This window comes from Bacillus sp. FSL R5-0654 (assembly GCF_038008745.1).
GTDB lineage: Bacteria > Bacillota > Bacilli > Bacillales > Bacillaceae > Bacillus > Bacillus safensis.
The window spans coordinates 3,317,991-3,343,676 of the sequence record NZ_JBBOZV010000001.1 but is presented as its reverse complement, the minus strand read 5'-3'; the positions used below and the strand labels follow the sequence as shown (position 1 = coordinate 3,343,676).

Genomic DNA, 25,686 nt, shown 5'->3' with positions numbered 1-25,686 from the left:
TTAATGTAATGTATCGAAGTCTTATCTGACATTCATTGCATGTTTTTTGCGAAAGACTTCTGGCCATTTTTGACTGGCGAGGTCAGGGTTGTCTTGATAGTCAATCGGAATATCAATAATCACAGGTCCTTCTATGTTTATACCCTTTTGAAGGACGGTTGAAAGCTCCTCAGGTGAGTTGACCCTTAGTCCAGTCGCTCCAAAGCTTTCCGCATATTTCACTAAATCGATCTGCCCGAATTCAACGCAGGATGTACGCTCATATTTCATTTCCTGCTGGAACGCGACCATGTCGTATGTGCTGTCGTTCCAAACAAGGTGAACGAGGTTTGTTTTCTTGCGGACAGCTGTTTCTAACTCCATTGCGGAGAAGAGAAAACCGCCATCACCTGAGACCGAGATAATCTTTTCATCTGGATTCATGATAGAAGCCGCAATTGCCCATGGTAATGCGACGCCTAATGTTTGCATGCCGTTACTCACCAGGAATGAATTCGGTTCATAAACGCGGAAGTGACGGGACATCCAAATCGCGTGAGATCCGATATCACACGTGACCTTCGTGTCATCAGGAATCAGACGTCTCAATGTATGAATGACATCCAGAGGGTGAGATCGATGACTTTCTCTTTCTGGTGTCTTTTCGATGTCGCTTAATAGTTCCTGTAATTCAGTGACTAATTCTATGTTCTCTTTGCTTAGAGAAAGGGGAACACTGTCATGCGCTAGATGTTTGACGGTTTCAGAAATATTGCCTACAAGCTCAAGCGCTGGCTCATAAAAATGGTCAATATCTGCCTGCATGTCATCAACATGGATGATCTGACGCTGCTGCGGCTGAAGATTCCAAAGCTTCGGATCATATTCGATTGGATCAAAGCCAATGGTCAAAAGGACATCTGCATGTTCAATGAGAAGGTCACCCGGCTGATTACGGAATAAGCCGATTCTGCCTACATATTGAGACTCGAGCTCTCTTGAGAGAACGCCGGCTCCTTGGTACGTTTCAACAAATGGGATACCAAGTGTTTTTAATAATGCTCTTGTGGCATTTGCAGCAGCTGGACGACTAGCTTTCATTCCCACAATCGCAATAGGTAAGTGTGCATTTTGAATTTTGGCGATAGCCGAACTGATGAGAGCATCTGGTGCAGGACCTAATTCTGGAGAAGGGTGAGCAGACACTGGTGTTTGTGTGGTGTGTTCTGTCACGACATCTTGTGGAAAGCTGATAAATGCTGCTCCAGCCTGCCCTTTTTGTGCCGCGCGAAAAGCATTCGTTAACGCTTCTGGTATATTATGAACGTCTTGTACTTCAACGCTATATTTTGTGACTGGTTTGAATAATGCCGCATTGTCGAGTGATTGATGTGTTCGTTTCAGACGATCTGCACGAATGACGTTTCCAGCGATTGCGACAACAGGATCACCTTCTGTATTGGCTGTTAATAGACCTGTTGCTAAATTAGATGCACCAGGACCTGATGTGACAAGACAAACACCTGGTTTGCCGGTTAAACGTCCGACAGCAGCTGCCATAAAGGCTGCATTTTGTTCGTGTCTGCATAGGACAAGCTCTGGACCTCTGTCTTTTAATACATCAAATACAGCGTCAATTTTTGCACCTGGAATCGCAAAAACATGGGTCACACCTTGAGCAATCAGCGTATCAACAATCAACTCTGCTCCTCGTCTTGTTAGGGGTTGTGCTTGAGATTTCATTTACCCCGCACTCCTTTCGGCAAGTAAAATTTTTTATGAAAATATATTTTCATGATATGATTTACTATACATTTCATAAAATAAATTTTCCAATATATGTTTAACGTGGTTTTGATATGTTTCACGAATAAGTGTGTGAGGAGTGAAAGGATGGAACTGAGACATTTGCAGTATTTTGTCACAGTAGCGGAGGAGCTGCATTTTGGCAGAGCAGCCGCGCGGTTGAATATGACACAGCCTCCACTTAGTCAGCAAATTAAGCAGTTTGAGGAAGAATTGGGTTTTCCTTTATTTCACCGGTCGAAGCGGGTGGTGGAGCTAACAGCAGCTGGAAAGGTCTTTTTACATGAGGTTCGGGGAGTGCTGCAGCAGCTTGATAAAGCCGTTGATCATGCCCGTCATACAGCAAGAGGAGAGCTGGGGAAAATCATCATAGGTTTTGTTGGAACGGCGACGTATGATATTCTGCCGCCTGTTGTACGTGAATTCAGGGAGCTGTATCCTTCTGTCAGTATTGAGCTGCAGCAGCTTTCTGTTCCGCAGCAGCTAGAGGCACTTTTAAATGGTGAGATTGATATCGGTTTTTTACATCCTACACCGCCGCATGAAGAATTAGTGAGTCGTTTGATGAAGCAAAGTGAATGTATTTTTGCGATTCCAAAAAATCATCGATTGGCTAATAAAGAGACGGTCGCGATTGAAGATATCCGTCATGAACCGATTATTTCTTTATCACAGGAATCATGGCCGTCTCTTTATCAGCACTTTGTCCTGCTATGTGAAAAGTACGGGTTTTCTCCAAATATCGTGCAGGAAGCGGCGGAATATCAAATGATCATTGGCCTCGTCACAGCAGGGATCGGTATTGCAGTGATTCCAAAATCAGCCCGGCGTTTATTTAATCTGGATGTTGTCTATCGGGCCATTGAGGATGAACAGCTTCTGGCGGAATGGACGATTTCCTATAGACGGGAAAATCATAATCCTGCTTTATTTCATCTTGTTCACCATATCCTGCATCGCACCGAGCTGGAATAAGAGGTATAGGGAACGGGTTATGGTATGATGTCGTTACATTAAAAGGAGGCGTACCTGAATTGATTACATTGCAAATGGATCAGCTGTCACGAAAAGAGGCATATAAATTATTATCTGGTTCTATCGTTCCAAGACCGATAGCGTTTATTACAAGTCTGTCTAAAGAAGATGTTGTCAATGCCGCACCATTTAGTTTCTTTAATGTCATCAGCGGACACCCGCCGCTCATTGCGGTTTCTATCGGACGACGTGATGGTCAGATGAAAGATACTGCGCAGCATATCATTGACAGGGAAGAGTTTGTCGTCCATGTGAGTGATGAAGACATGATAGAAGATATTAATGAAACAGCTGCTACATTGCCTCGGGAAGAGAGTGAGCTGGATCGCACCGGACTTCACCAAGTAGAGAGTCATGTCATTTCAGTGCCGGGAATCAAGGAAGCGCGCATTCGTTTTGAATGTCAGCTGGAAAAACATCTGACCTTTCAAAATGATGAAGGGGAGATCACAGTTGATCATATCATTGGCCGGGTTGTATGTGCACATTTAGATGAGGGTGTTTATGATGCAGAAAAAGGCTATGTTTCTACTAATGAACTGAAACCAGTCGCTCGCCTAGCAGGTAATGATTATGCCCATTTAGGCATGTCATTTGTGCTGAAAAGACCACAGTAATAGGAAAACCCCCGAGGGAAATCGGGGGTTTTCTGTTTATTTCTTCTGTTCTAGTTTGAGTGGAGCTGCGATGTTCTTTTGTACCTTTTTCCCTTTTAATACGTCGTTTGCAGCACCGACTGCCAGTTGACCGATCAGCTCTGGCTGCTGCGCAACCGTTGCAGAGAGCTTTCCTGCTTTGATTGAGCTGAGTGCATCTTCGTTGCCGTCAAAGCCAACGACAAGAATGTCTTTCCCAGAGCTTTGAATCGCTTCTAGTGCGCCAAGTGCCATTTCATCATTGTGGGCAAAAACGGCTTTGATGTCAGGGTTTCCTTGAAGGAGGTTTTCCATGACATTCAGTCCTTTTGTCCGGTCGAAGTCAGCAGCTTGTTTTGCTGTCACTTTTAGATCTTTATCCGCTATTTGATGGAATCCTTTTCCACGCTCACGTGTAGCGGAAGCGCCTGGTACGCCTTCTAATTCAGCGACTTTTGCTCCTTTGCCAACCTTGTCAATGATAAATTTAGCTGCCATTTCTCCGCCTTTGACGTTATCTGAGGCGACAAGTGCTTCTACCTTTCCACTTTCGGCTGAGCGGTCTAATGTGATGACAGGTATATCAGAAGCGTTTGCTGATTCGACAGCGGTTGATATGGCAGATGAATCCGCTGGGTTGATGAGCAATGCGTCGACGCCTTGCTGAATAAGGTCTTCTACATCACTTGTTTGTTTAGCTGAATCATTTTGTGCATCTGCAATCACGACTTCAATGCCTAGCTTTTTCGCTTCTTTTGTCACACCGTTTTTCAGAGAAACGAAGAATGGGTTATTTAACGTCGAGATCGACAGCCCAATTTTGATGTCTTTTTTCTTGCCATCCTTTGATGACTTGGCCCACTCCGGCGGTTCAAGTGAGCAGGCAGAAAGCATGAACAATGAGAGAGTCAGGATGAGAATAAGATATTTTTTCATAGCGGCTGCCTCCTTAAGCAGATTTCTTTCTGTCTAATAGGACTGCAATCAAGATGACAATCCCTTTCACAACAGATTGATAGAATGATGAAACGCCAAGTAAGTTCATACCATTGTTCAGGACACCGATAATGAGCACCCCGATGAGTGTGCCGACAATTCGTCCTCTTCCACCGGACAGGCTTGTCCCGCCAAGTACGACGGCAGCAATGGCATCAAGCTCATAGGACGTACCAGCTGTTGGCTGCGCTGAATTTAGGCGAGATGTTAAGATCGCACCTGCTAAGGCAGACATGAAGCCTGCTAATGAATAGATCATAATTTTCACGCGTGGTACTTTGATTCCTGAGATGAGAGCCGCTTTTTCATTCCCGCCGATGGCATATGTTCTTCTGCCGAAAGGTGTTTTATGAAGCAGTACCCAAAGTACGATAAATGTGAGAAGCATCGTAATCGCTGGAACAGGAATGCCTAAGAAATATCCGCGGCCGAATAACTGAAAGGCATAGTTAGAGCCAAGCCCAGTAATCGGGTTTCCGTCTGTATAAACGAGTGTCAAACCTCTGAAAATTGTCATCGTGGCAAGCGTTGCGATAAATGGAGCCATCTTGCCTTTTGTGATTAAAAGACCGTTGATCATCCCAAGAACGGCACCGATGATACAGCCGACGATAATGGCTAAAATCGGATCCATGCCAGAAACGATAAAGCCGGCAGTCAGGGCACTGGATAGTGCAAGAATAGCACCGACTGATAAATCAATACCTCCAGTTAAAATAACAAACGTCATGCCAAAGGCAATGAGGGCATTAATGGAGATTTGTCTCAGTAAGTTTAAGATGTTTAATGGCTCTAAAAAGGCCGGATTTAAAATAGAAACAATGGCGACAAGGATGATGAGTCCTAAGAATGGCCCAAGCTTTTGCATGATGTGATCAAATCGTCCATTTGAAGTAAGTGGTTTCATGTTACTTCCCTCCTGTAGCTAGTGTCATAATTCGTTCCTGTGTAGCTTCTGTTTTGTCTAATTCCCCGCTGATGGTTCCTTCATGAATGACGAGCACCCGGTCGCTCATCCCGAGTATCTCTGGGAGTTCAGAGGAGACCATTAAAATGGCAACGCCTCGATCAGTCAGTTCATTCATTAACTGATAGATTTCTCGTTTCGCTCCGACGTCAACACCTCGTGTCGGTTCATCTAAAATCAAGACCTTCGGCTGTATGCCGATCCATTTGGCAATGACGACTTTTTGCTGATTTCCCCCAGACAGGCTTCGGGCAGAGATGTCAGAGGAAGCCGTTTTAATCGTCAGTCGTTTGATGAGAAGGTCGACAAAATCCTGTTCTGTTTTCTTATCAATCAATCCCTTTGGAGAGAAGCTTTTTAAGTTTGGCAGACCGATGTTTTCACGGATGGATGCATCAAGCATCAATCCTTCATCCTTGCGATCCTCTGTGATAAAGCCGATGCCGAGCTTGACGGCATCACTTGGTTTTTTAATAACAGCCTTTTTTCCATGAACCCATATTTCTCCTTGATCAAGAGGATCAAGACCAAACAGCGACCGCATCATTTCGGTCCGGCCAGCACCCATTAAGCCTGCAACACCAACGATTTCTCCAGCTTTAACTGAGAAGCTGATATCTTGAAATTGTCCTTTTCTCGTTGCTTGTTTCACCTCAAGGACAATGTCTCCTGTAGAGGGCGTTCGCTCAGGATATCGATCTGTCAATTCACGGCCGACCATTTTTTTGACGACTTCATGGAAATTCGTTTCAGGTATGGCTTTCGTATCGACCGTTTTCCCATCACGCATGATCGTAATCCGGTCACAGATGGCGAAGATTTCCTCCATACGGTGAGAAATATAGACAATGGAAACGCCTTCTTTTTTGAGAGATTCAATGACCTGGAAGAGCTTCTCGATTTCCCGTTCCGTAAGAGCTGCTGTCGGCTCATCCATGATGATGACCTTTGCATCGGTCATTAATGCTTTTGCAATCTCAATCATCTGTTTTTGTCCAACAGAACAGCTGCCTGCCTCTTGTTCAAGTGAGAGATTCACAGACAAACGGTCCAGCTGCGTTTGGGCGAGGGTCTTCATTTTCTTAGTATCTAGCAGTCCGAGTTTCGTATAGATTTCTTTCCCGATGAATAGATTCTCCAAGACGGTCATGTCCGGCCATATGTTGAGCTCCTGATGAATGAAGGCGATGCCGTGCTGCTCCGCTTCCTTCGGATTTTTGAAAGCGGTTTCTTTTCCGTCGATTTGTATCGTTCCTTGATCTAAAGAATAAAGACCTGTAAGCAGATTCATTAAAGTTGATTTTCCCGCACCATTTTCACCCATGAGTGCGTGGACTTCACCTGTGACGAGGTCAAAGGAGACCCCGGAGAGAACGGTGTTTTTTCCAAAAGCCTTATGGATGTTATGCATCTCTATGTTCATATCTGGCTCCTCCTTTTAAAAGATGACACCGGCATGAAGAATGCAGTTTGCGTATGGGGTGGCTTCACCCGTTCGAATGACTGCTTTTGCCTGTTTGGTCATGTCTTTGAACGTCTCGTGGTCTACTTCATGTAACGGTTTTGAGAGCGCTTTCTTAAGAAATAAATGATCTCGTTCATTGGCTTCTTTGATTTCACTAGCTACAGTGATGTTTTCAACGGCCATTTCCTGAAGAAGGAGGGAGGTGACCTCCTGAAAAGATGGTGTGCCGATTGATAACGCCAGGTCGATTTTGACTGGACCTTCTGGGATAGGGAGACCACAGTCTGCGATGACGATTGTATCTGTGTGGCCAAGGTCAGCAAGCACCTTGGCGATATGGCTGTTTAGGATGCCGTTTTTTTTCATTTCTTTTTCTCCAATTCTTCTCTTGTTGGCATGCCGCCTTGTGCGCCAAACTTTGTGACGGACATTGATGCTGCAAGGTTGGCAAAGGCAAGTGCGTCATAGAGGGATTTGCCTTCTGTTAGAGCGACAGCCAAGGCTCCGTTAAAGGTATCGCCAGCTCCTGTTGTATCGACTGCTTTGACAGGAACGCCTGGAACCAACACGTCTTTCGTTCCATCAAAGTATCGAACCCCATTTTTTCCTTCTGTGACTAGTAACTTGTTAGGGTATTGACGCAAGACATCTTCAATTGGCAGACCATCAAACATCAGAACAGCTTCATGTTCATTCGGTGTAATGTAAGCAGCCTGATCTAAAACCTGCTTCGATACTTTACGGGCTGGTGCAGGGTTTAAAATGACAGGGATTTCTTTTTCACTGCAAATGGCGCAGACCGCTTCGACCGTTTCTTCAGGTATTTCCTGCTGGATGAGAACCATCCCAATATCATCAATTGTAGAAAGAGCAGTACTTACATAGTCAGGAGTAACCTCGTCATTTGCCCCTTTGACCACTACAATGCTGTTATCACCTTCTGCTAAAATGATATGAGCTGTGCCGCTCTCCATTTCGGTAACCGGTTTCATATATGAGGTACGGACACCTTGTGCTTGTAAATTGCTGAGAATATCATGGCCATAAGCGTCATCACCAACTCGGCCGACCATATATACATCTGCACCGAGTCTGGCGCTTGCGACTGCCTGATTGGCACCTTTCCCGCCTGGGACCGTTTTAAACGATTCGCCTAAAACCGTTTCACCGGCATTTGGCCGTTTATCTGAAGTGACGACTAAATCCATTGAACAGCTTCCTACTACAACAATATGACTCATTGTGAATCCACCTTTCTTGTGGTCTCTCGTTCAATAAAAGATACGGGCATTTGAATAACTGGTTGATCTATCGGTTGTTTCTGAATCGCTTTGATTAACAGCTGTGCCGCTTCTTTTCCCATCTCATAGGCGGGCTGCCTTATGGTCGATAAGGAAGGGAAGAGCAGCTCACTTTGCGGAATATCATCAAATCCAATGATTTGAACGTCTCCTGGAATCGCTTTTCCGATTCGAAGCGCTTCATGGATGACCGCTGTTGCGACGATATCATTGCTGGCAATGATCCCATCTGTTTCAGGGTACAGCTGGAAAAGGGCCTTGGCACTTTTTCGGGCTTCTTGAAAGGAAAAGGAGGCATTAGACATCACATGAAAGTCGACACCTGTTTCCGTGAGAACATCGAGTGCGCCTTTGAATCGCTGCCGCGCTGTTTGCAGATGGGCAGGTCCTTTTAACAGTGTGATCTGCCGGCTGCCGCGTCTGATTAATTCCATTGCCGCCATTTTCCCGCCAGCTGCAGCATCTGCAAAAACAGAAGGTGCATGTGGAACTGTTCGATCTAAAAACACGACAGGCAGATCATCATCATTGTATATATCTGACTCAGGTTCATTTGTGACCGCGATGACACCGACCACTTGATTTTGTTTAAAGGTTTGCAAGTATGCCATTTCTTTCTCTCGATCTTCATCACTGTTTCCGAATAATAACCGAAAACCGTGCGCATGAATCTCATCCTCAACGCCTCTAGCAAGCTGAGGAAAGAAGGGGTTTGTGATATCAGGCAAGATTAAGCCGATTAAGCGTGATTCTCTTTTGAAAAGGGATCTAGCCACTTCATTGGGAAAGTAGTTCAACTCCTGCATCGCTTGCGTCACGCGGGTTTTCGTATCTGAATGAACATATCCAGTATCATTGAGCACGCGTGAAACAGTGGCAACAGACACTTGTGCAGCTTTTGCGACATCTTTAATTGTAGCCAATGGAGAGCCTCCCTTCATGAATGTGTAACCGTTTACACACATAGATTATCACGAAAGCATCGAAATGACAATCTAAAAAAAATAAAAAAAGAAAAGAAAGAAGGCTTCTTCCTTTTCTTAACTAATAATACCTGTTTGTGTAATGTTCACTTTCACTTTTGGAATGATTTTCACCTTCGGATAATCGGTGACCCAGTTCATTTTCATATATTCATCATAGTGTTTTACCCTATATTTTCTGCCAAGGCTTAGGACGTCAGAATTTGCTTCTTGCAGGGCCGCAATGACTCTTTCGGCATCTTTAGTCAAAATAGCTGACAGCCTTTTATTTAGCATTTTAATTTTCTTGTCTGTATCTAAATTATCTTTCGGATATTCAATAACAGAGGTATTGAATTCAAACTCAAGAGAGAAGGTTACGTTTCGATGATCAGGATTGACGATTTTAATGTCTCTTTTTGTATCGGTAACTTGAATGCTGATGTAATTGTTCTCTTTTGATTTCATATCACTTCTTACTTTTTTTGTGAAGTTTGCATAACTGCCCATTTTTCCATCCATGATGGTGAGCAGAATGGCATCTTGCCCATAAAGTTCTCCTTTCATTTTCTCATTATCAAATAAGGCGACCCCCCTTACACTCGTTAACTTTTTTGATTTATCGTAGTAGAGTAATGGCAGTGTGAAATCCTCGCCGGTTTGCAGCATTTTGGACCGGATATTTTGAATGTTCTTAGGTGCAACTTGTGAGGAGCGTGATGCAGAAGTGATCAGGTTGTTTAAATAGTCGCTCACAATGAGTTTTTCCTTGAGCAGAGAATTGATTAAGTCCACACAACTCCCGCCTTGCACCACTGCCAAGTTTGCGAGCAAAGGGCTTTTGGGATCGCGATAAAACATATCTAAGTAAGGGAGCAGCCGGTTTTGGGCAAATTCATCACCGATCAGCAGGACCCTCATTTTAGACATATCAATTTTTTGGTCTACACTCCGGCTAAAGTTGCTTCTTGCTTTTCTTAAAGTAGGCGCATCGGTTGTGAGAACAGTGGTTAAATAGCTGCCTGAATTCCCTTGCTGCATACTTTGAGACTGCTGCACCTTTCGATAGGTAATCGAATATCTCGCATTGTCATCCTCTCCTTGATCAACAGCTGAAGTTAATACGAGAGAGATGTCTTTTAATAGGTTTTGATCCCAGCAGCCAGGCATGAAAATGAGGGAAACACACATAAGCAGTGTCAATATGTACCTATGATGCATGTGATTTCACCTTCTTTTTGCGGTGTTTGATAAAGATGATAACGGCCATCATGATCGGAAGTGTGTATATAAATGAATATTGTGCAGCGGTAGTAAAGTCATTGAAGCGCTGAATTCTAAAGTTATCAGTTGAAAGAAAACAGCTTGCAGCATAAATCAAAATGGCAAAATAGTAGACATATTTTTTGTGATTTTTTTTCTTCAGCATACTGGACACACCATTTGCACAAAAGTACAGATAATTACTCAGTGTGGCTAAAATGACAAAGACCCAAAAGCTTAGAAAAATTAAATCCGTGCGCTCAATGACACCGAATGTAATGGTTTTTAATAGATACAAAACAGGATTCGGGATAACATCAAGCTCAGCTGGGCTGAAAAACATAAAACAAATTAATGTAATAAATAGGTAGTAAAGCGTCGTACATATATTTGAAATGGTCATCACTTTATATCGTTCCTTAATGGTGCCCTTCATCAGTGGAGAGATGATTAAAATCATCTCAAATCCATTCATTGACAGCACCACGTCCTTCAATCCAAGCTGAAATTGAGAAATATCTGTTTGGAAAAAGGGCAGAAGGTAATCAATATTGGTTCCTTTCAATGAATAGAACATCAATAGAGAGAGCATGAGCAAAAAGGGAGTTAAGATAAAATTAAACCTGACAATGGCTGTAATTTGCTCCTTTGAGATATAGATAATGCATATCATCAGTAATAGGTTAATCACCCAGTTTGGTGTGAGCGGGAGCACCCATATGCCAAGAATCCTTGTGAATATAGAAAGGACTACGATGCAGACCGAGGCAAAGTATACCGTATAGAGCACAACCAAGGTGCGTCCAATCCATTTTCCAAAGACCTCAATCAGCGCTTGGAAAAATGACGTTTCTGGATACTTGTAGATGATATAAAGAAAAATGGTATTGATGATTTGGATAAAAAAACACGCGACAATTATTGCCATCCAGCCATCGTGTCCCATGTCTTTCATTAGCAAATGGGGGAGCGCTAAAATACCAACACCAATTTGAGATTGGATGATAAAAAAAACAGCTTGAGGTGGAGATATTTTATTCTTCATTTTTCTTTTTCCACCCTCTCAGTTGTTCAATTTGTTTGTTCTTTTGCGGATTTAAATAAACAGGGCGGTTTTTGTACATCCACATTGGGAGTCGAACCACCGTATCTTTTAAGTCCTGCCAGTTAAATGGAGCAACAGGTGATAAATATGGCACCCCTAGTGATTCTAGGCGGCATAAATTCATGAGAATAATGGCGAGCCCAAATGAAATGCCAATAAATCCAAACATCGATGCCATAAACATGAGCGGGAAACGAAGCATCCTGATGGTGGACGTCATTTCAAACGACGGAAGTACAAATGAAGCGACAGCCGTCACAGCGACTACTATCACTTGGACATTCGAAATAAGTCCTGCTTGTACAACCGCATCCCCAATAACCAAACCTCCTACGATGCCAATGGTCTGCCCGATGGGTTTAGGCAGACGCACCCCAGCCTCACGTATAAGTTCAATTGTGATCTCCATGAGCATAGCCTCAATCAATGGAGGGAAGGGAATGCCAATAATAGAGTTCTTCATCGTAATAGCTAGTTCATCTGGGACAACCTCATAATGAAACGCAATAACAGCAATATAAAAAGATGGCAATATGACTGCGATGATGCAGGCTAGATAACGAAGAATACGAATAAACGTAGCAGGAATCCAGCGGCTGTTATAATCATCCGGCGACTGAAAAAAACTAAAGAACGTGATAGGCAGAATGATGGCCATTGGACTGCCATCCATGAGTACGACTATTCTGCCTTCAAGAATCGCAGATCTTACCTTGTCCGGACGTTCTGTATCAATCAGCTGCGGGAAAATAGAATATGAATCTTCCTCAATTGCCTCAACGATAGAGCCAGGACTTATCAGTGTGTCTACTTTAATAGAAGAAATCCGTCTGTTGACTTCTTCGACCTTTTCTTGATTGGCAATATCAGATATATAAACCGTTGCAAGCTTTGTTTCCGATTTTGTACCGACCTTATGATATTGAATGGCGAGCTTCCGATCATTTAAATGCGAACGCAGTAAGTAGATATTGGTATCAAGACTTTCAACAAACCCGTCATGTGCACCTGCGATAATACTTTCAGAAGACGGTTCAGTAATAGAGCGCAGCGGCGGCTGTCCGACAGCAAACAGCTTGATTTGCGAGGAGTTTTCATCAAGAAAGGCAATACTTCCCGCAATAATACTGTCTGTGATCAGCGTCAAGTCGCCTGTTTCAAGTGTGCTAAGAGACTTTATATAATTCTGCTTTCCAGGAGAGCCTAATAAGTTACCGATAATGAAATCATTTAATTTGCCTTCATCAATTCTTGTTTTAATAAAGAACAGCACAGATTTTGTTTCATTCACCATTAACTCTCGGTATTCAAAATCGCCGCTTTGCTGAAATGTTTTTTTTAGGATACGGATTTTTTCCTCGAAGCTGCCTGATAAAAAATGCAGGCGTGTCTGCTCATTGGTGTTTGGCATCTTTAGCCTCCTCTCACAGATTTTTTACCCATAGTGTAAGCGGAGAAGCGGATTTTATTCGTCTCCTTTGGGGAAAGCATGACATAAGCTGACAACTTTCAACTAAATTCACATTAAAAATGTTAAGAAATGATGAATCTTGATAAAAACAAATGAATAATGTTTCATTGTTTAGGTCATAAGGTGCGAATATCGTAAAGAGAAGGTACACCGAAATGATCAAATATTTACATCTTATCCCAATTTTTTGTGACCTAAAAATAAGCATATGACTTGATTTTTTTAGAGGTGACCTTTGTCATAGGTCAACACATAGCAATCTGACCAATGAGGATGACTTTCTAACCTGTTCGTTCAAAAATATAAAACATTCCAAAACACGCACTATTCATTTAAAGCGCTGATATGACTGATGTTATAGAGAAGAGCGGGCTTTAAAACATTGATTCAAAATACATCTTAATAATTGTCAAAAAATTTAGGGAGAAAAGGACAAAAGATTTTCGGATCATTGATGGTAACGCTTTCTCATGAATTCAGCAGAAATTCAGATTGATTTTTGTCCGCCTTTTGGCCTTTTCATTTAAAGGATGGGTAGGCAAAAAAGCCTTTTGATTAGAGGAATTTGGCATACGAGGAAGTGAAAGATTATGTTACATAATACCGATTGTGATTTTATGCTGAACAGATATACTGTTGATTGAATTTACATATCACACTCATAAAAAAAGGAGATGTAGATAGCGATGTGGTTAATCGTTATAGCCTGTGTCATCATGTTAGGGATTGGCTTTATTGAAAAGAAGCGTCATCAGAAAAATATCGATGCCCTGCCGGTGCGCGTCAATATTAATGGTATTCGCGGAAAGTCTACCGTCACAAGATTGACAACCGGTATCTTAATGGAGGCAGGTTATAAAACTGTCGGTAAAACAACGGGAACGGATGCAAGAATGATTTATTGGGATACGCCAGAGGAGAAACCGATTAAAAGGAAACCGCAAGGACCGAATATCGGAGAGCAGAAAGAAGTTATGAGAGAAACAGTTGAAAGAGGAGCAAATGCCATCGTCAGTGAATGTATGGCGGTAAATCCAGATTACCAAATTATCTTTCAGGAAGAGCTGCTTCAAGCAAATATTGGCGTGATCGTAAACGTTCTTGAAGACCATATGGACGTTATGGGGCCGACACTTGATGAAATAGCAGAAGCCTTTACAGCGACAATTCCTTACAATGGACACTTGGTTATTACGGATAGTGAATATACAGATTTCTTTAAAGAGATTGCGAAAAAACGCAACACAGAAGTCATTGTTGCGGATAATTCCAAGATTTCTGATGAGTTTTTACGGAAATTTGAGTACATGGTTTTTCCAGATAATGCTTCACTGGCACTTGGTGTTGCCCAAGCATTAGGGATTGATGAAGATACGGCATTCAGAGGAATGTTAAATGCGCCGCCTGATCCAGGAGCGATGAGAATTCTCCCATTAATGGACGCGAAAACACCTGGACACTTTGTAAATGGATTTGCGGCAAATGACGCAGCATCTACATTGAACATTTGGAAGCGTGTGAAAGAAATTGGATATCCAACAGATGAACCGATTATTATTATGAACTGCCGTGCGGATCGGGTAGATAGAACGATCCAGTTTGCGGAGGATGTACTTCCATATATTGAAGCAAGTGATCTTGTCTTAATTGGTGAAACAACTGATCCAATTGTGAAGGCATATGAGGAAGGGAAAATTCCGGCTGACCACTTACACAACCTTGAATATCAATCTACAGAAGAAATTATGAATATGCTTGAGAAAAAGCTTCATAATCGAGTGGTTTATGGAGTCGGCAATATCCATGGTGCCGCTGAACCGTTAATCGAAAAAATTCAAGAATACAAAATTAAGCAGCTTGTCAGCTAGGAGGAAATATAGAAAATGTTCGGATCAGATCTTTATATCTCGTTAATTTTAGGTGTTCTACTTAGTTTAATCTTTGCAGAAAAAACAGGAATCGTACCAGCTGGACTTGTTGTCCCGGGTTATCTGGCGCTCGTATTTAACCAGCCAGTCTTCATTTTAGTCGTCTTATCTGTCAGCTTGCTTACGTATGTGATCGTTCGCTTTGGCTTATCAAAATTCATGATTTTATACGGACGCAGAAAGTTTGCAGCGATGCTGATTACAGGGATTGCCTTAAAGCTGATATTTGATTTCTTCTATCCAGTGGTCCCATTTGAAATAGCAGAATTCCGCGGAATCGGAATCATCGTCCCTGGATTGATTGCAAATACGATTCAAAAGCAAGGTCTTACAATTACCCTTGGAAGCACGTTACTTCTAAGTGGTGCAACATTTGCCATCATGTATGTTTACTATCTATTTTAAGATAAGGTGTGTCCAATGATGAATAAAAAATTGAGCTTTCAGGAAAAGCTGCTGAAAATCACAAAGAATCAAAAGAAAAAGACGAATAAACACGTACTCATTGCTTTACCGATCGTCATTGCTTGTACATTTCTATTTACGTTTATCGGGAAAGCACAAGTGCCAACTGTACAAAAGAATCCAGAAAACATCCTGACCGCTTCGTTTGTCGGTGACATTATGTTTGGAAGAAACGTAGAGAAAGTAACAGACCGCTATGGAAAAGAGCATCTCTTTCGTTATGCCAAGCCATATTTTGATGTGTCAGATTATGTGACAGGTAATTTTGAGCATCCTGTCGCATCAGATAAGGAACAGGCAGCCCAAAAGAATATTCATTTAAAAACAGATGAAGATTCTGTCCAAGCGTTGAAGGATTTAAATTTCTCTGTCTTAAACTTTGCGAATAACCACGCGGCAGACTATGGTGAAAAAGGGCTGAACAACACGATCAATGCCTTTGAACAAAATGGCATGGATTATACAGGTGCAGGCCGTAACCTCCAAGATGCGAAGCAGAACATTTCGTATAAAGAAGTAAATGGTGTCAAAATTGCTACACTTGGTTTTACAGATGTGTATGGGAAAGATTTCAAAGCAACGAATCGCCAGGCGGGTATTCTGCCAGCCGATCCATCTATCTTTATTCCGATGATTTCGCAGGCTGCTGAAAAGGCAGATCTCGTCGTTGTTCATGCTCACTGGGGACAGGAGTACAACAATGAAGTAAACGACAGACAAAGAGAATTGGCAAGAGCGATGTCTAAGGCCGGAGCTGATATCATTATCGGTGCTCATCCGCACGTCCTTGAACCAATGGAAGTCTATAACGGAACAGCGATTTTCTATAGCCTAGGCAACTTTATTTTTGACCAAGGCTGGTCAAGAACACGTGATTCTGCACTTGTTCAGTATCATCTGAATGAAGATGGAAAAGCGACATTTGAAGTTGTCCCAATGTACATCAAAGAAGCAACACCTGCTCCAGTAAAAGCAGGATCTCTAGAATCAAAAGCCATTATCCGTATGCTGACCAATGGAACGAATGCAGATTGGAAAGAAAAAGACGGACACATTTTCTTTGAAGTAGATCACGCTGATAAAGTTAAAAACTTAAAAGAAAACGGAGGGAAAGAGAAGAAATGAAATTCCTAAAAGCAAGCTGGCCGTTTGTTGCGTTAATTTTAGTCTTTGTCTTTATGTCTGCTTTTAAATTTAGTGACAGTCTGACAGATCACGAAAAACAAAAGATTTCGGTTGAAATGCAGAAAATTGAACAGCAAAAGCAGTCAAAAGCGGAAGCAGGTAAATAACCTAAAAAGGATAAAGGGCACGCACATCGCGTGCTCTTTTTTTGTCGAAAAAGGGTGTAAAATGAAAGGTGTCATGCCGAAACTATAGAAGATTGGAGGGAAAAGATCATGAAATGGAAAGGAATATTGATAGGAGGGTGTGCGCTTGTTGGGCTGATGTTCATGTCTCAATCAGCGGTATCTGCTCAAACACCATCTCTTTTGGAGAAAGCGGAAAAGCTGATTGGAACACCTTATCATAAAGGAGGAACCGATCCAAAAACGGGCTTTGATGCATCTGGGTTTATTCAATATGTGTACAAGACATCCGAAACATTTGATTTGCCGCGGAAGGTAATCGACCAATATCAGATTGGAAAAAAGGTATCATGGGATAAAGCGCAGCCCGGTGACCTTGTGTATTTCCGAAGCCTTGAAGAAACAAAGGATATCCCAACACATGTGGCGTTGTACGCTGGGAACAATCAGGTCATCCACATCACGCTTAGTCAAGGTGTGGTGAAAACGGATGTCAGCAAAAGCAAATATTGGACAGACCGATTTTATGCGGTCAAACGCCTGCCCGGCACGCAAGAAATTTCTGATGACCCTCTTGTGAAAGATGCGCTGACCTATTTAGGAATTCCTTATGAATTTGGAGGAGCAGATCCAAAGACTGGATTTGACTGCTCAGGATTTTTACAGTATTTATTTGAAAAATCGCTTGGGATTTATTTACCTCGAAGTGCTGAACAGCAGTGGATCGTTGGAGAAAAAGTATCATTAGACAATATCCGCCCTGGGGATTTTGTCTTTTTTAGCAACACATATAAGCCCGGAATTTCTCATGTAGGTATGTATATTGGAGGCGACCGCTTTATTCATGCGAGCCGTTCTGAAAGTGTGACAATTTCTTATTTGTCTGAATCGTATTGGCGCGAAAAATGGACAGGTGCGAAACGGTTAACAGATCTGGAGCTTGCGAAAGAGGACCCTATCGTATCAAAAGCCGCTACGTATATTGGTGAAGTCCCTTATGTCAAAGGCGGTACGAACCCAAAGGAAGGATTTGATACAGCAGGGTTCACGCAGTACGTGTATCAAAAAGTGCTTGGCATTGAGCTGCCCCGCTATGCATCAGGTCAAGTTAAAGCAGGTACACCTGTGAAACGTTCTGAGCTTCAGCCGGGAGATCTTGTCTTCTTCAGCGGAACATCATTGATGCCGGCGATATATGCAGGATCCAATCAAGTCATTCATGTGACTGTCTCAAACGGTGTTGTCTTAACCAATATGAAAACAAGTACGTACTGGAAGGACAAATATGAAACGGCTGTTAGAATCAAAAAATAAAGAAAAAGCCCGATCAATACTTGTATCGGACTTCTGGACTTCTCTCTAGGCGCTGATCAGACAAGCGTCTTTTTTTCATGGAATTGATTTTGTAAAAGAAGATCAATAAAATAAGCGACACCGTCTTCATGATTTCCTTTTGTGATGAAGGTGCTCTTTTCTTTAATGACATCAACAGCATTCCCCATTGCAATGCGGTGGCCTGCTTCTTCAAACATAGAAAGGTCGTTTGGGCTGTCACCAATTGCATAAATATGTGAGCGGTCTACACCATAATGGGCTGCGAGCTTTTTCAGGGCATGTCCTTTTCCAGACTCTTTTGGCAGCACCTCAATAATATGCTTTCCAGACGAGGTCAATGAAAGCTCGGGCATGTCTGCCAGAAGATTTCGTGCTTCGTTCAGTTTGTTCATATCAAAAGAGAAGCAGAGTAATTTATAGGTCGGTTCGTTCGACTCAAAAATCTCACGGATATCATCTACTGGTTTGATGCCAAATTGTTTAAATTGCGTCATGGCTCCTTCCCATAGATCAGCGCGATCCTCATTTGGGTTTGCGCTTTTGATCAGATCAAATTCTGCTTTCAGCTTCTCTTTTCCATCAAAAGGAGAGAGGAGAGCATCATCTGTATAGACTTCAAAGTAAATGTTTCGTTCCACTAATGCCTTTGCAGCCCGCTTGCCTGCTTCTTGATCCAGTGTGATTCGGCTGAAGAGCTCGTATCCTTCTGTATGGACAGTCCCGCCGTTTGCCGCAATAATGGGGATGTCCAAATCGCCAAGCAGCTCCTTTACATCAAAAGTTGCCCGCCCTGTACAGATCGTCACAATATATTCAGCTTCCTTCGCACGAATCAATGCCTCTCGGTTTTGAGCGGATATTTCACTTTTTGTATTTAAGAGTGTACCGTCTAAATCAATCGCAATCATTTTTTTCATCGCTGTCAAATCCTCCTTCATTCATGCAATAGCCTCTTCAAAGTATGTACGATTTTCTTCATTCTCATAAAAAAGGAAGAAAGGTTGATTCCTCTCTATCAAGGCTAAACAAAAATGAGTGAATGATCAAGGAAATAAGAAAAAGCGCCCCTTAGGGACGCTTCCAGCGTGTAGACAAACCCTCGCACTCCGTGTCAGGTCTGCGCTCCGGTACTCACGAATCTCAAATTCGCTCTGTTCCGGTGCTCGCCCTTCCTAGATTGCAAAGGTTTTCTATCACGCTGAAAAGAAGACAAAGGGCTAAAATCAAGATCATTTTAGCCCTTTGTCAACAATCTAAAAGCGCCCCTTAGGGACGCTTTTATTTATGATAATTCAAGCTGCTTCTTCAATTCTGTTTTTACTTCGTTCAGCTGGTTTTGATCCAATTGGAAATAATAAACGCCGTTTGGCTGGTAATCGGATCCTTTAAGCTGAATGGTATCAACCGATTTCAATGAAGTCAGAAGCGGGAAAAGACCGACTAACTCCTTCATAGAAAGGGTGGTTGACACATTATCACCGAGTGTATCAATGATATTGTCGTATGACGGAATAGACGTTAATGATTTTGATTTATCAAAAATGGCTTTTAATACTTCCATTTGTCGCTGTCCACGCATTAAGTCACTATCTGCTTTTCTCGTTCTCACATATGCGAGCGCTTGATCACCATCTAGTGTATGAGTTCCAGTTTGAAGCACAACCTTGCCTTTTGTATCCTTTTTAATCTGTTTCACAAGATACTCATCCTTGATGTTAATAGGAACACCGTTTAATTCGTTGACGATTTCTTTAAATGCTACGAAATTACTTTGGATGACAAAATCGACCGGAATATCTAGTAAATCTTCAACTGTGCTCACTGTTAAATCTGCACCGCCAAATGCGTGTGCGTGAGTAATTTTATCAAAACCGTGGCCTGGAATATTAACGTATGAGTCCCTAGGAATGCTTAATAATTTAACGGTTTTATTAGTGCGGTTAATGGTTGCCAAAACCATTGCGTCACTTCGTGCTTGTTTCACTGTTTCGCCCGGTCTGCTGTCAATTCCAAGCAGCAAGACAGAAAAGCTGTCTTTTCCTGGATCGAATGCTTCAATCCGTTTCACAGATTGTGCGCCGCGATCAAGAGATACTTGAGCCTTTTTGGCGGCATTTGTTATTTTATAGTAGGCATAGCCTGTGACTGAAGCAGTTGTCAGTAAAAGAATACTAATAATAAAAAGAGTGACTTTCACCCATGGTTTTAAACGCTTTTTTCCTTTGCGTTTACTTCGTGATTGATCCATATATTTTAAACCCTCGCTATGATTTTATAGTAAAGATGTCCTTCTTTCTGCTTACAAACTAAAACAAATATACCTTAAAACGGGATATAGTGCGACATTTTTTTCACTAACGCTTAATTGACGTTTTCTTCTCTTAAAAAGTTTCAAAGATACACAAATGAAATATATTTGTCATAAAACATCGAAATGTTTGAAATGACAGGAAGTGAGGAAAATGACTTTTCATAAGAGTACAGAGACAAAAGTGGGGTTATGTATATGAAAAATCGGAATGGATGGCTTTATTTCTTCGGCGCCCTTGGCGGTGCTTTATATGGCTATGATACAGGTGTCATCTCTGGCGCCATCTTATTTATGAAAGAGGATTTAGGTTTAAATGCGTTTACAGAGGGGCTTGTCGTCAGCTCGATTTTAATCGGGGCGATGCTCGGTTCCTCTCTTTCTGGAAAGCTGACAGACCAATTTGGGCGGAAAAAAGCCATCATCGCCGCAGCTATTTTGTTTATTATCGGCGGATTTGGTACAGCTCTTGCACCGAATACAGAAGTGATGGTCTTATTCCGAATTGTGCTAGGGCTCGCTGTCGGGTGCTCGACAACGATTGTTCCATTATATTTATCTGAACTTGCGCCAAAGGAATCACGAGGGGCACTGTCCTCTTTAAACCAGCTCATGATCACATTTGGTATTCTTCTTGCCTATATTGTGAACTACGCTTTAGCGGATGCAGAGGCATGGCGCTTGATGCTTGGAATTGCGGTTGTTCCTTCTGTTCTATTATTATTCGGGATTTTGTTTATGCCGGAAAGTCCCCGCTGGCTGTTTGTCCACGGACAGGCTGACCGTGCGAAGGAGATATTATCGAAACTCAGAAAAAGCCAGCAAGAAGTGGAAGAAGAAATTTCAGATATTCAAAAGGCGGAAAGTGAAGAGAAAGGCGGTTTTAAGGAATTATTTGAGCCGTGGGTACGCCCAGCATTGATTGCCGGTGTCGGCCTAGCCTTTCTGCAGCAGTTTATCGGTACAAATACGATCATTTACTATGCACCAAAAACATTCACAAGTGTTGGCTTTGGGAATTCAGCAGCGATTTTAGGAACTGTTGGAATTGGTGCAGTGAATGTCATTATGACGTTTGTTGCCATTAAAATCATTGACCGTGTAGGGCGTAAAGCGCTGCTCCTATTTGGGAATGCAGGAATGGTCCTTAGTTTAATTGTCCTGTCAGTGGTCAACCGATTTTTTGAAGGTTCAACAGCTGCAGGATGGACAACCGTTATTTGTTTAGGTCTCTTTATCGTCATCTTTGCTGTCAGCTGGGGGCCAGTCGTTTGGGTGATGCTCCCAGAGCTGTTCCCAGTACATGTCAGGGGAATCGGTACAGGTGTCTCGACCTTCCTTCTTCATACAGGAAATTTAATCATCTCGCTGACATTCCCAGCTTTATTAAGCGCGATTGGTATCAGTAATCTTTTCCTCATCTATGCGGTCATTGGCGTAGGCGCCTTCTTATTTGTGAAATACTTGGTGACCGAAACGAAAGGGAAAAGTCTTGAAGAAATTGAAGAAGATTTAAAAAAGAGAAATCGTGCCGTCGCAAGTGGCGAAGGAAAAACGGTATGAACAATGGCCAGCTGCCGTGTGCAGCTGGTTTTCCTATGTTAAACAAACGTTTAATCAAGAAAGGACATTCCCTCATCTTCTGAACGTGCTGCCTATCACATACATATGGAACAGGCGGGAGAAAGGTGGAAATGAGATGAAAGGGAAAACAAGCATTGTCATGCTGACGTACAATGAACTGCATTTGACGAAAAAATGTATCGATAGCATGAAACAGCATACGGATAGCGACCAATATGAACTCATCATTGTCGATAATGCGTCAACTGACGGCACGAAGGAATATGTAAGAGAGCTGAATGATGTGATATTCATTGATAATGAAGAGAATGAAGGTTTTGCAAAGGGATGTAATCAAGGGGCAAAAAAAGCTTCAGGAGACAGCATTCTCTTTTTAAATAATGACACGATCGTGACGGAAAATTGGCTGCCTCCATTAAAAGAGGCGTTATTTGCATCAGAGCGGATTGGGATGGTGGGGCCCGTCTCTAATTATGTGAGCGGCCCTCAGATGGTCCAGCCATCGTATACAGATGTGAAGGAGCTCCCAGACTTTGCTAAAGAGTATACGTCTAAGAGAAAAGGTCAGAGAACTTATGTGCACCGGCTTGTAGGGTTTTGCTTGCTCGTGAAAAGAAAGCTGATCGAGGATGTGGGATTATTTGATGAGCGGTTCGTATATGGATCATTTGAGGATGACGATCTATGTTTGCGGTCATTACTAAAAGGATATCAGCTGCAAATTGTGCATGATTCCTTTGTGCATCATCATGGTCATGCTACCTTCAATGCCAATCAAGAAACGAACATCTCTACACTGTTTACTGAGAATAGACTTCGGTTTTTAGATAAGTGGGGCATAGATCTAAATTTGATCACCCCTCATCCGTATTTTGCGGAATTACTCCCTGAGGACGCTGCTCGCGTGCTGGATGTTGGGTGCGGCGCAGGGGCTACCGGGCTTGAGCTAATGAATCGTCAGTCTGTATACATGTACGGGGTAGAGGCGGATACGTTAAAAGCAGCGGTCGCAAAGGCGTATTATGAAGAAGTCATCGAGGCAAATGCAGATGAATACCCATGGTCAGAGAAAGAGGCCTCTTTTGATGCGGTCATTTTTTCAGATGTTTTAGAGCATGTGTCAGATCCTTGGCACATCATTGAGCAAGCCCACGCATCTTTAAAGCCAGGCGGTGTTATCATTTGCTGTTTGCCTAACATGATGCATGCAGAGGTACTTCTTCCTTTGATGACAGGGGATTTTACGTATCAAGATGTAGGAATTTTAGACCGAACCCATATACGGTTCTTCACACCAAACACAATGCGTGCACTTTTCCCAGACCAATTGTTTGAACGCGTGATCGAGCAGCGGATCAATGTACAGATTGATCAAAACGTCCAATTGTTTTTTGACGAGGTGGCAAGAATAGGCGCGTCACTTGGATTTCAAACAAACGCGTTGTCTGATCAAGTGACGCTATACCAGCTTCTAATCGTTGTACGTAAAAAAGGCGGTTCCCCTTCGGGATAACCGCCTTTTGGTATTACCATTTGAAGCTTTTTGTTGCGCCTTCTGCGCCAAAGTTCAAGATGTTCACTTTGATATTGTAATCGATGTCTGCTTCTTGGAATAGCCTATCCCACTCGGTACCATGCTTATCCCAATAATCAGGATATTTCATACGAAACTGCTGGTTTAAAAAAATAGGATCAACGCCCACTTCTTTTTGCACATGATTTACTGCTTTTTGAATGCGTTCTTTAATTTTATGAGCAAAGAGCCGCTCAAATCGTTTGATGTACTGCTCATCGTATGAGTTTTCTGGAGGATATTGATCCTCTGATAATTTTCCATTTGTTTGTACGTTAATTTTAAAGGAAACCTTTCCATCTTTCAGATAGGGTTCGACCTTCGTTTTAGCTTTTTTTATTTCATACGTTATCGGATAACCTTTGTAGGTGGCAGGTACAACGCCGCCAGTGATACGGCCCATTACCCAGTTTAAAGATTGGACATCTTTTGCCGGGATAAAACCGATTAGCTTCCGTGTTTTCCCATGAATAATTCCTGCCCCATCATAAATAATTTCACTGTCGATCACATCTACACTTTGCACAAGGAAGCTAACGCCCATCTGAAAGTAATCAGACGCCCGGCCAATACGTGTTGGCAGTGCGATTTTTCCGTTAAAGCTTCGGTTTTTGGATGTTTCGAAGATATGTTCAACCGGAACCTTTTGCTGTGATTTCAATTTTTGATTGATGACTTTTGACGCATCTCCTCGTGACACGAGGAGATAGCTGCTGCGCCGAACCTCATCATCTCGAATAAAATGATTGAGTGTTCCTTGAATATCGTGATGCTCAGCCTGGTTTTTGCCGAACAAAAAGATTTTCAGGTGATCACTATAGATTGGCGGATCCTTCAAGGCGACATTGCTGACAGCCTCCAGTACATTTTTTCCCTTCGAGACGACATTCACATAGCCGGGAGAATCGGCTTCTTGTGTTCCACCCGTTTTCGGTACAAGGTTTTGGTAGGTCAGCTTCACTCCATTCTCTTCTTCCTCATCTATGCCAACACCGCGTACAAACGATAGTTTTTCAATATCCTTTAAGTCCCAGCAGCCTGCTGATAAAAGGATAAGACAGCAGGAAAAAAAGAATAACAGTATACGCCTTCTTTTCATGCAGAACGACCTCCCCATTTTTTGCGTATCATCAGCAGGATAGCAGTAATAAAAGGAATGGCTAAAACCGCGAACAATGCGTAGCCGAGTAAAGTAGAATAGTAAAAGACTTCATTAATATTTTTAGGGAAAAGTGAGAGGGCTGATGTAATCAAAAATAGCAGCCATAACAGTCTCGTTAAATTGGTTGTTTTAAAAACGGTGAAACAGCCTTTAATTGCAAACTGGAAAAAGCCCAGCATACAAATGAACTGCTGACACGTCCAGATCGTCAGTAAGAAAATATCAAATCGTTCGATAAACACCCCTTCAATTTCAAGCGCTTGAATGAGGGACACGGTTGGCCAAGTGAGAGATTTCGTTTCACCCACGGTCATGGAGCCAATCACTATAAAGAGTGTGAGGGAGTACACGAGAGACGTAATGCCAACGCCGATGGCAGCTGCCCATTTTGCCTTCGACCATTTGTCTTTATAAATGAGTGGCACGACAAACAAAATCACTTCAAAGCCTGTAAATTGAATAAAGGTTTGAGAGAACAGCTTACTAAAATCTTTAAAACCATGCGCCATCACAGGACGCAAATAATCAAAATCAAATATTTTCAAACAAAACAGCATGAGCGCTATGTAAATGACCATGGTGATCGGATAAATATAGGTCACCATTTTGACAACTGGAAAGATACCGCTTTTCAAATGATAGATCGCCACAAGTAGAAAAATCATTACAATCACTGCCATGGGAGTCGATTGCAGGAGGAAAAACTGGACCACTTCGCCGAGAACACGTGCCTCAAAGCCGACAATGCCTAGTAAATAGGCGACCAGCATTAAATTAAAGATCGTCCCGAAGAATGCCCCTGCTCCTTTTGTATTTGACTCAAAAATGGTGTCTGGTGCATTTTTTTCGGCAATCCACCCCAACAAAAAAGCAACGAAAGCAAAGATGACGCCCTGTATTAATACAATGATCCAGCCATCAGGGTATCCTGAATTGGCAGAACTGCGTGGAATGGTTAAAATTCCAGCGCCTATCATTGTAGAGCTGCAGAGGATGGTGACTTGTAACAATGATAGCCTTTCAGGTCTGTACATCG

Annotated in this window: 23 protein-coding genes; 9 read left to right on the top strand and 14 right to left on the bottom strand. The window is 42.4% G+C overall.

Features of this window, described 5'->3' with window-relative positions; genetic code table 11:
• Nucleotides 1-21 precede the first annotated feature (21 nt).
• Complete coding sequence (gene alsS, locus NSS76_RS17065) at nucleotides 22-1,722, bottom strand: acetolactate synthase AlsS (RefSeq protein ID WP_341082503.1); 1,701 nt, start codon at nucleotides 1,720-1,722, stop codon at nucleotides 22-24.
• 150 nt (nucleotides 1,723-1,872) lie between these two features.
• Here alsS and alsR point away from each other — a divergent pair, with 150 nt between their 5' ends.
• Both alsR and NSS76_RS17055 read left to right on the top strand, forming a co-directional pair.
• Nucleotides 1,873-2,760 carry an acetoin biosynthesis transcriptional regulator AlsR gene (gene alsR / locus NSS76_RS17060; RefSeq protein WP_024423681.1) on the top strand — a complete coding sequence of 296 codons (888 nt, stop codon included), beginning with the start codon at nucleotides 1,873-1,875 and terminating at the stop codon, nucleotides 2,758-2,760.
• A 59-nt stretch (nucleotides 2,761-2,819) separates the two neighbouring features.
• Nucleotides 2,820-3,437 (top strand): flavin reductase family protein, encoded by a 618-nt coding sequence (locus NSS76_RS17055; RefSeq protein ID WP_081372103.1) that lies wholly within the window; start codon nucleotides 2,820-2,822, stop codon nucleotides 3,435-3,437.
• Between the two features lie 36 nt (nucleotides 3,438-3,473).
• Here the strand turns inward: NSS76_RS17055 and rbsB are convergent, their stop codons facing one another.
• The 9 genes from rbsB to NSS76_RS17010 form a co-directional block, all read right to left on the bottom strand.
• Nucleotides 3,474-4,391, bottom strand: a complete 918-nt coding sequence (rbsB, locus tag NSS76_RS17050; protein WP_024423679.1) for a ribose ABC transporter substrate-binding protein RbsB — start codon at nucleotides 4,389-4,391, stop codon at nucleotides 3,474-3,476.
• 13 nt (nucleotides 4,392-4,404) lie between these two features.
• Entirely contained in the window at nucleotides 4,405-5,358 is a 954-nt protein-coding gene (gene rbsC / locus NSS76_RS17045; RefSeq protein WP_024423678.1) for a ribose ABC transporter permease RbsC, read from the bottom strand.
• 1 nt (nucleotide 5,359) lies between these two features.
• Nucleotides 5,360-6,841, bottom strand: coding sequence for a sugar ABC transporter ATP-binding protein (locus NSS76_RS17040; protein ID WP_073207674.1), 1,482 nt, complete (start codon nucleotides 6,839-6,841; stop codon nucleotides 5,360-5,362).
• Between the two features lie 15 nt (nucleotides 6,842-6,856).
• The gene (gene rbsD, locus NSS76_RS17035) at nucleotides 6,857-7,249 is read right to left on the bottom strand and encodes a D-ribose pyranase (RefSeq protein WP_025093920.1); all 393 of its coding nucleotides are present in this window, start codon (nucleotides 7,247-7,249) and stop codon (nucleotides 6,857-6,859) included.
• The gene (gene rbsK / locus NSS76_RS17030; protein WP_172880586.1) at nucleotides 7,246-8,124 is read right to left on the bottom strand and encodes a ribokinase; all 879 of its coding nucleotides are present in this window, start codon (nucleotides 8,122-8,124) and stop codon (nucleotides 7,246-7,248) included. Before rbsK ends, rbsD begins: the two co-directional genes overlap by 4 nt.
• Nucleotides 8,121-9,107 carry a LacI family DNA-binding transcriptional regulator gene (locus NSS76_RS17025; protein WP_024423674.1) on the bottom strand — a complete coding sequence of 329 codons (987 nt, stop codon included), beginning with the start codon at nucleotides 9,105-9,107 and terminating at the stop codon, nucleotides 8,121-8,123. The genes rbsK and NSS76_RS17025 overlap by 4 nt, the downstream gene beginning before the upstream one ends.
• A 117-nt stretch (nucleotides 9,108-9,224) precedes the next feature.
• Nucleotides 9,225-10,367 carry a Ger(x)C family spore germination protein gene (locus NSS76_RS17020; protein WP_341082501.1) on the bottom strand — a complete coding sequence of 381 codons (1,143 nt, stop codon included), beginning with the start codon at nucleotides 10,365-10,367 and terminating at the stop codon, nucleotides 9,225-9,227.
• Entirely contained in the window at nucleotides 10,357-11,454 is a 1,098-nt protein-coding gene (locus tag NSS76_RS17015; protein ID WP_056765612.1) for a GerAB/ArcD/ProY family transporter, read from the bottom strand. Before NSS76_RS17015 ends, NSS76_RS17020 begins: the two co-directional genes overlap by 11 nt.
• Nucleotides 11,444-12,925: a spore germination protein gene (locus NSS76_RS17010; protein WP_122631656.1), complete on the bottom strand. Its 1,482-nt coding sequence runs from the start codon at nucleotides 12,923-12,925 to the stop codon at nucleotides 11,444-11,446. The genes NSS76_RS17015 and NSS76_RS17010 overlap by 11 nt, the downstream gene beginning before the upstream one ends.
• Nucleotides 12,926-13,671: 746 nt before the next feature.
• On the opposite strand from NSS76_RS17010, the gene pgsB reads away from it, so the two are divergent.
• The 5 genes from pgsB (at nucleotide 13,672) to NSS76_RS16985 (ending at nucleotide 18,002) form a co-directional block, all read left to right on the top strand.
• Nucleotides 13,672-14,853: a poly-gamma-glutamate synthase PgsB gene (gene pgsB / locus NSS76_RS17005; protein WP_024423670.1), complete on the top strand. Its 1,182-nt coding sequence runs from the start codon at nucleotides 13,672-13,674 to the stop codon at nucleotides 14,851-14,853.
• A gap of 15 nt (nucleotides 14,854-14,868) precedes the next feature.
• Nucleotides 14,869-15,318, top strand: coding sequence for a poly-gamma-glutamate biosynthesis protein PgsC (pgsC, locus tag NSS76_RS17000; protein ID WP_007497520.1), 450 nt, complete (start codon nucleotides 14,869-14,871; stop codon nucleotides 15,316-15,318).
• 18 nt (nucleotides 15,319-15,336) lie between these two features.
• Nucleotides 15,337-16,503 (top strand): CapA family protein, encoded by a 1,167-nt coding sequence (locus NSS76_RS16995; RefSeq protein WP_024423669.1) that lies wholly within the window; start codon nucleotides 15,337-15,339, stop codon nucleotides 16,501-16,503.
• Entirely contained in the window at nucleotides 16,500-16,670 is a 171-nt protein-coding gene (locus tag NSS76_RS16990) for a hypothetical protein (protein WP_087976066.1), read from the top strand. Before NSS76_RS16995 ends, NSS76_RS16990 begins: the two co-directional genes overlap by 4 nt.
• Before the next feature lie 108 nt (nucleotides 16,671-16,778).
• Complete coding sequence (locus NSS76_RS16985; protein ID WP_044333344.1) at nucleotides 16,779-18,002, top strand: C40 family peptidase; 1,224 nt, start codon at nucleotides 16,779-16,781, stop codon at nucleotides 18,000-18,002.
• Nucleotides 18,003-18,058: 56 nt separating this feature from the next.
• Here NSS76_RS16985 and NSS76_RS16980 read toward each other — a convergent pair whose 3' ends face one another.
• Together NSS76_RS16980 and NSS76_RS16975 are read right to left on the bottom strand one after the other, a co-directional pair.
• Nucleotides 18,059-18,940, bottom strand: a complete 882-nt coding sequence (locus NSS76_RS16980; protein WP_200891448.1) for a Cof-type HAD-IIB family hydrolase — start codon at nucleotides 18,938-18,940, stop codon at nucleotides 18,059-18,061.
• A 365-nt stretch (nucleotides 18,941-19,305) separates the two neighbouring features.
• A complete protein-coding gene (locus NSS76_RS16975) occupies nucleotides 19,306-20,271 on the bottom strand; it encodes an LCP family protein (RefSeq protein ID WP_025093927.1) in 966 nt (321 codons plus the stop codon).
• A 258-nt stretch (nucleotides 20,272-20,529) separates the two neighbouring features.
• On the opposite strand from NSS76_RS16975, the gene NSS76_RS16970 reads away from it, so the two are divergent.
• Together NSS76_RS16970 and NSS76_RS16965 are read left to right on the top strand one after the other, a co-directional pair.
• Nucleotides 20,530-21,894, top strand: coding sequence for a sugar porter family MFS transporter (locus NSS76_RS16970; RefSeq protein ID WP_116344276.1), 1,365 nt, complete (start codon nucleotides 20,530-20,532; stop codon nucleotides 21,892-21,894).
• A 136-nt stretch (nucleotides 21,895-22,030) separates the two neighbouring features.
• Nucleotides 22,031-23,428, top strand: a complete 1,398-nt coding sequence (locus NSS76_RS16965) for a bifunctional glycosyltransferase family 2 protein/class I SAM-dependent methyltransferase (RefSeq protein ID WP_224426769.1) — start codon at nucleotides 22,031-22,033, stop codon at nucleotides 23,426-23,428.
• Nucleotides 23,429-23,441: 13 nt separating this feature from the next.
• Here the strand turns inward: NSS76_RS16965 and NSS76_RS16960 are convergent, their stop codons facing one another.
• Together NSS76_RS16960 and NSS76_RS16955 are read right to left on the bottom strand one after the other, a co-directional pair.
• Nucleotides 23,442-24,587: a Ger(x)C family spore germination protein gene (locus NSS76_RS16960; protein ID WP_341082497.1), complete on the bottom strand. Its 1,146-nt coding sequence runs from the start codon at nucleotides 24,585-24,587 to the stop codon at nucleotides 23,442-23,444.
• Complete coding sequence (locus NSS76_RS16955) at nucleotides 24,584-25,684, bottom strand: GerAB/ArcD/ProY family transporter (protein WP_024426294.1); 1,101 nt, start codon at nucleotides 25,682-25,684, stop codon at nucleotides 24,584-24,586. The genes NSS76_RS16960 and NSS76_RS16955 overlap by 4 nt, the downstream gene beginning before the upstream one ends.
• Between the last annotated feature and the right edge of the window lie 2 nt (nucleotides 25,685-25,686).

What these genes read in the sequence shown, in the direction of transcription:
- alsS (WP_341082503.1), bottom strand. Translation starts at nt 1,722, where the DNA reads ATGAAATCTCAAGCACAACCCCTAACAAGACGAGGAGCAGAGTTGATT.
- alsR (WP_024423681.1), top strand. Translation starts at nt 1,873, where the DNA reads ATGGAACTGAGACATTTGCAGTATTTTGTCACAGTAGCGGAGGAGCTG.
- rbsB (WP_024423679.1), bottom strand. Translation starts at nt 4,391, where the DNA reads ATGAAAAAATATCTTATTCTCATCCTGACTCTCTCATTGTTCATGCTT.
- rbsC (WP_024423678.1), bottom strand. Translation starts at nt 5,358, where the DNA reads ATGAAACCACTTACTTCAAATGGACGATTTGATCACATCATGCAAAAG.
- NSS76_RS17040 (WP_073207674.1), bottom strand. Translation starts at nt 6,841, where the DNA reads ATGAACATAGAGATGCATAACATCCATAAGGCTTTTGGAAAAAACACC.
- rbsD (WP_025093920.1), bottom strand. Translation starts at nt 7,249, where the DNA reads ATGAAAAAAAACGGCATCCTAAACAGCCATATCGCCAAGGTGCTTGCT.
- rbsK (WP_172880586.1), bottom strand. Translation starts at nt 8,124, where the DNA reads ATGAGTCATATTGTTGTAGTAGGAAGCTGTTCAATGGATTTAGTCGTC.
- NSS76_RS17020 (WP_341082501.1), bottom strand. Translation starts at nt 10,367, where the DNA reads ATGCATCATAGGTACATATTGACACTGCTTATGTGTGTTTCCCTCATT.
- NSS76_RS17015 (WP_056765612.1), bottom strand. Translation starts at nt 11,454, where the DNA reads ATGAAGAATAAAATATCTCCACCTCAAGCTGTTTTTTTTATCATCCAA.
- NSS76_RS17010 (WP_122631656.1), bottom strand. Translation starts at nt 12,925, where the DNA reads ATGCCAAACACCAATGAGCAGACACGCCTGCATTTTTTATCAGGCAGC.
- pgsB (WP_024423670.1), top strand. Translation starts at nt 13,672, where the DNA reads ATGTGGTTAATCGTTATAGCCTGTGTCATCATGTTAGGGATTGGCTTT.
- pgsC (WP_007497520.1), top strand. Translation starts at nt 14,869, where the DNA reads ATGTTCGGATCAGATCTTTATATCTCGTTAATTTTAGGTGTTCTACTT.
- NSS76_RS16995 (WP_024423669.1), top strand. Translation starts at nt 15,337, where the DNA reads ATGAATAAAAAATTGAGCTTTCAGGAAAAGCTGCTGAAAATCACAAAG.
- NSS76_RS16990 (WP_087976066.1), top strand. Translation starts at nt 16,500, where the DNA reads ATGAAATTCCTAAAAGCAAGCTGGCCGTTTGTTGCGTTAATTTTAGTC.
- NSS76_RS16985 (WP_044333344.1), top strand. Translation starts at nt 16,779, where the DNA reads ATGAAATGGAAAGGAATATTGATAGGAGGGTGTGCGCTTGTTGGGCTG.
- NSS76_RS16980 (WP_200891448.1), bottom strand. Translation starts at nt 18,940, where the DNA reads ATGAAAAAAATGATTGCGATTGATTTAGACGGTACACTCTTAAATACA.
- NSS76_RS16975 (WP_025093927.1), bottom strand. Translation starts at nt 20,271, where the DNA reads ATGGATCAATCACGAAGTAAACGCAAAGGAAAAAAGCGTTTAAAACCA.
- NSS76_RS16970 (WP_116344276.1), top strand. Translation starts at nt 20,530, where the DNA reads ATGAAAAATCGGAATGGATGGCTTTATTTCTTCGGCGCCCTTGGCGGT.
- NSS76_RS16965 (WP_224426769.1), top strand. Translation starts at nt 22,031, where the DNA reads ATGAAAGGGAAAACAAGCATTGTCATGCTGACGTACAATGAACTGCAT.
- NSS76_RS16960 (WP_341082497.1), bottom strand. Translation starts at nt 24,587, where the DNA reads ATGAAAAGAAGGCGTATACTGTTATTCTTTTTTTCCTGCTGTCTTATC.
- NSS76_RS16955 (WP_024426294.1), bottom strand. Translation starts at nt 25,684, where the DNA reads ATGTACAGACCTGAAAGGCTATCATTGTTACAAGTCACCATCCTCTGC.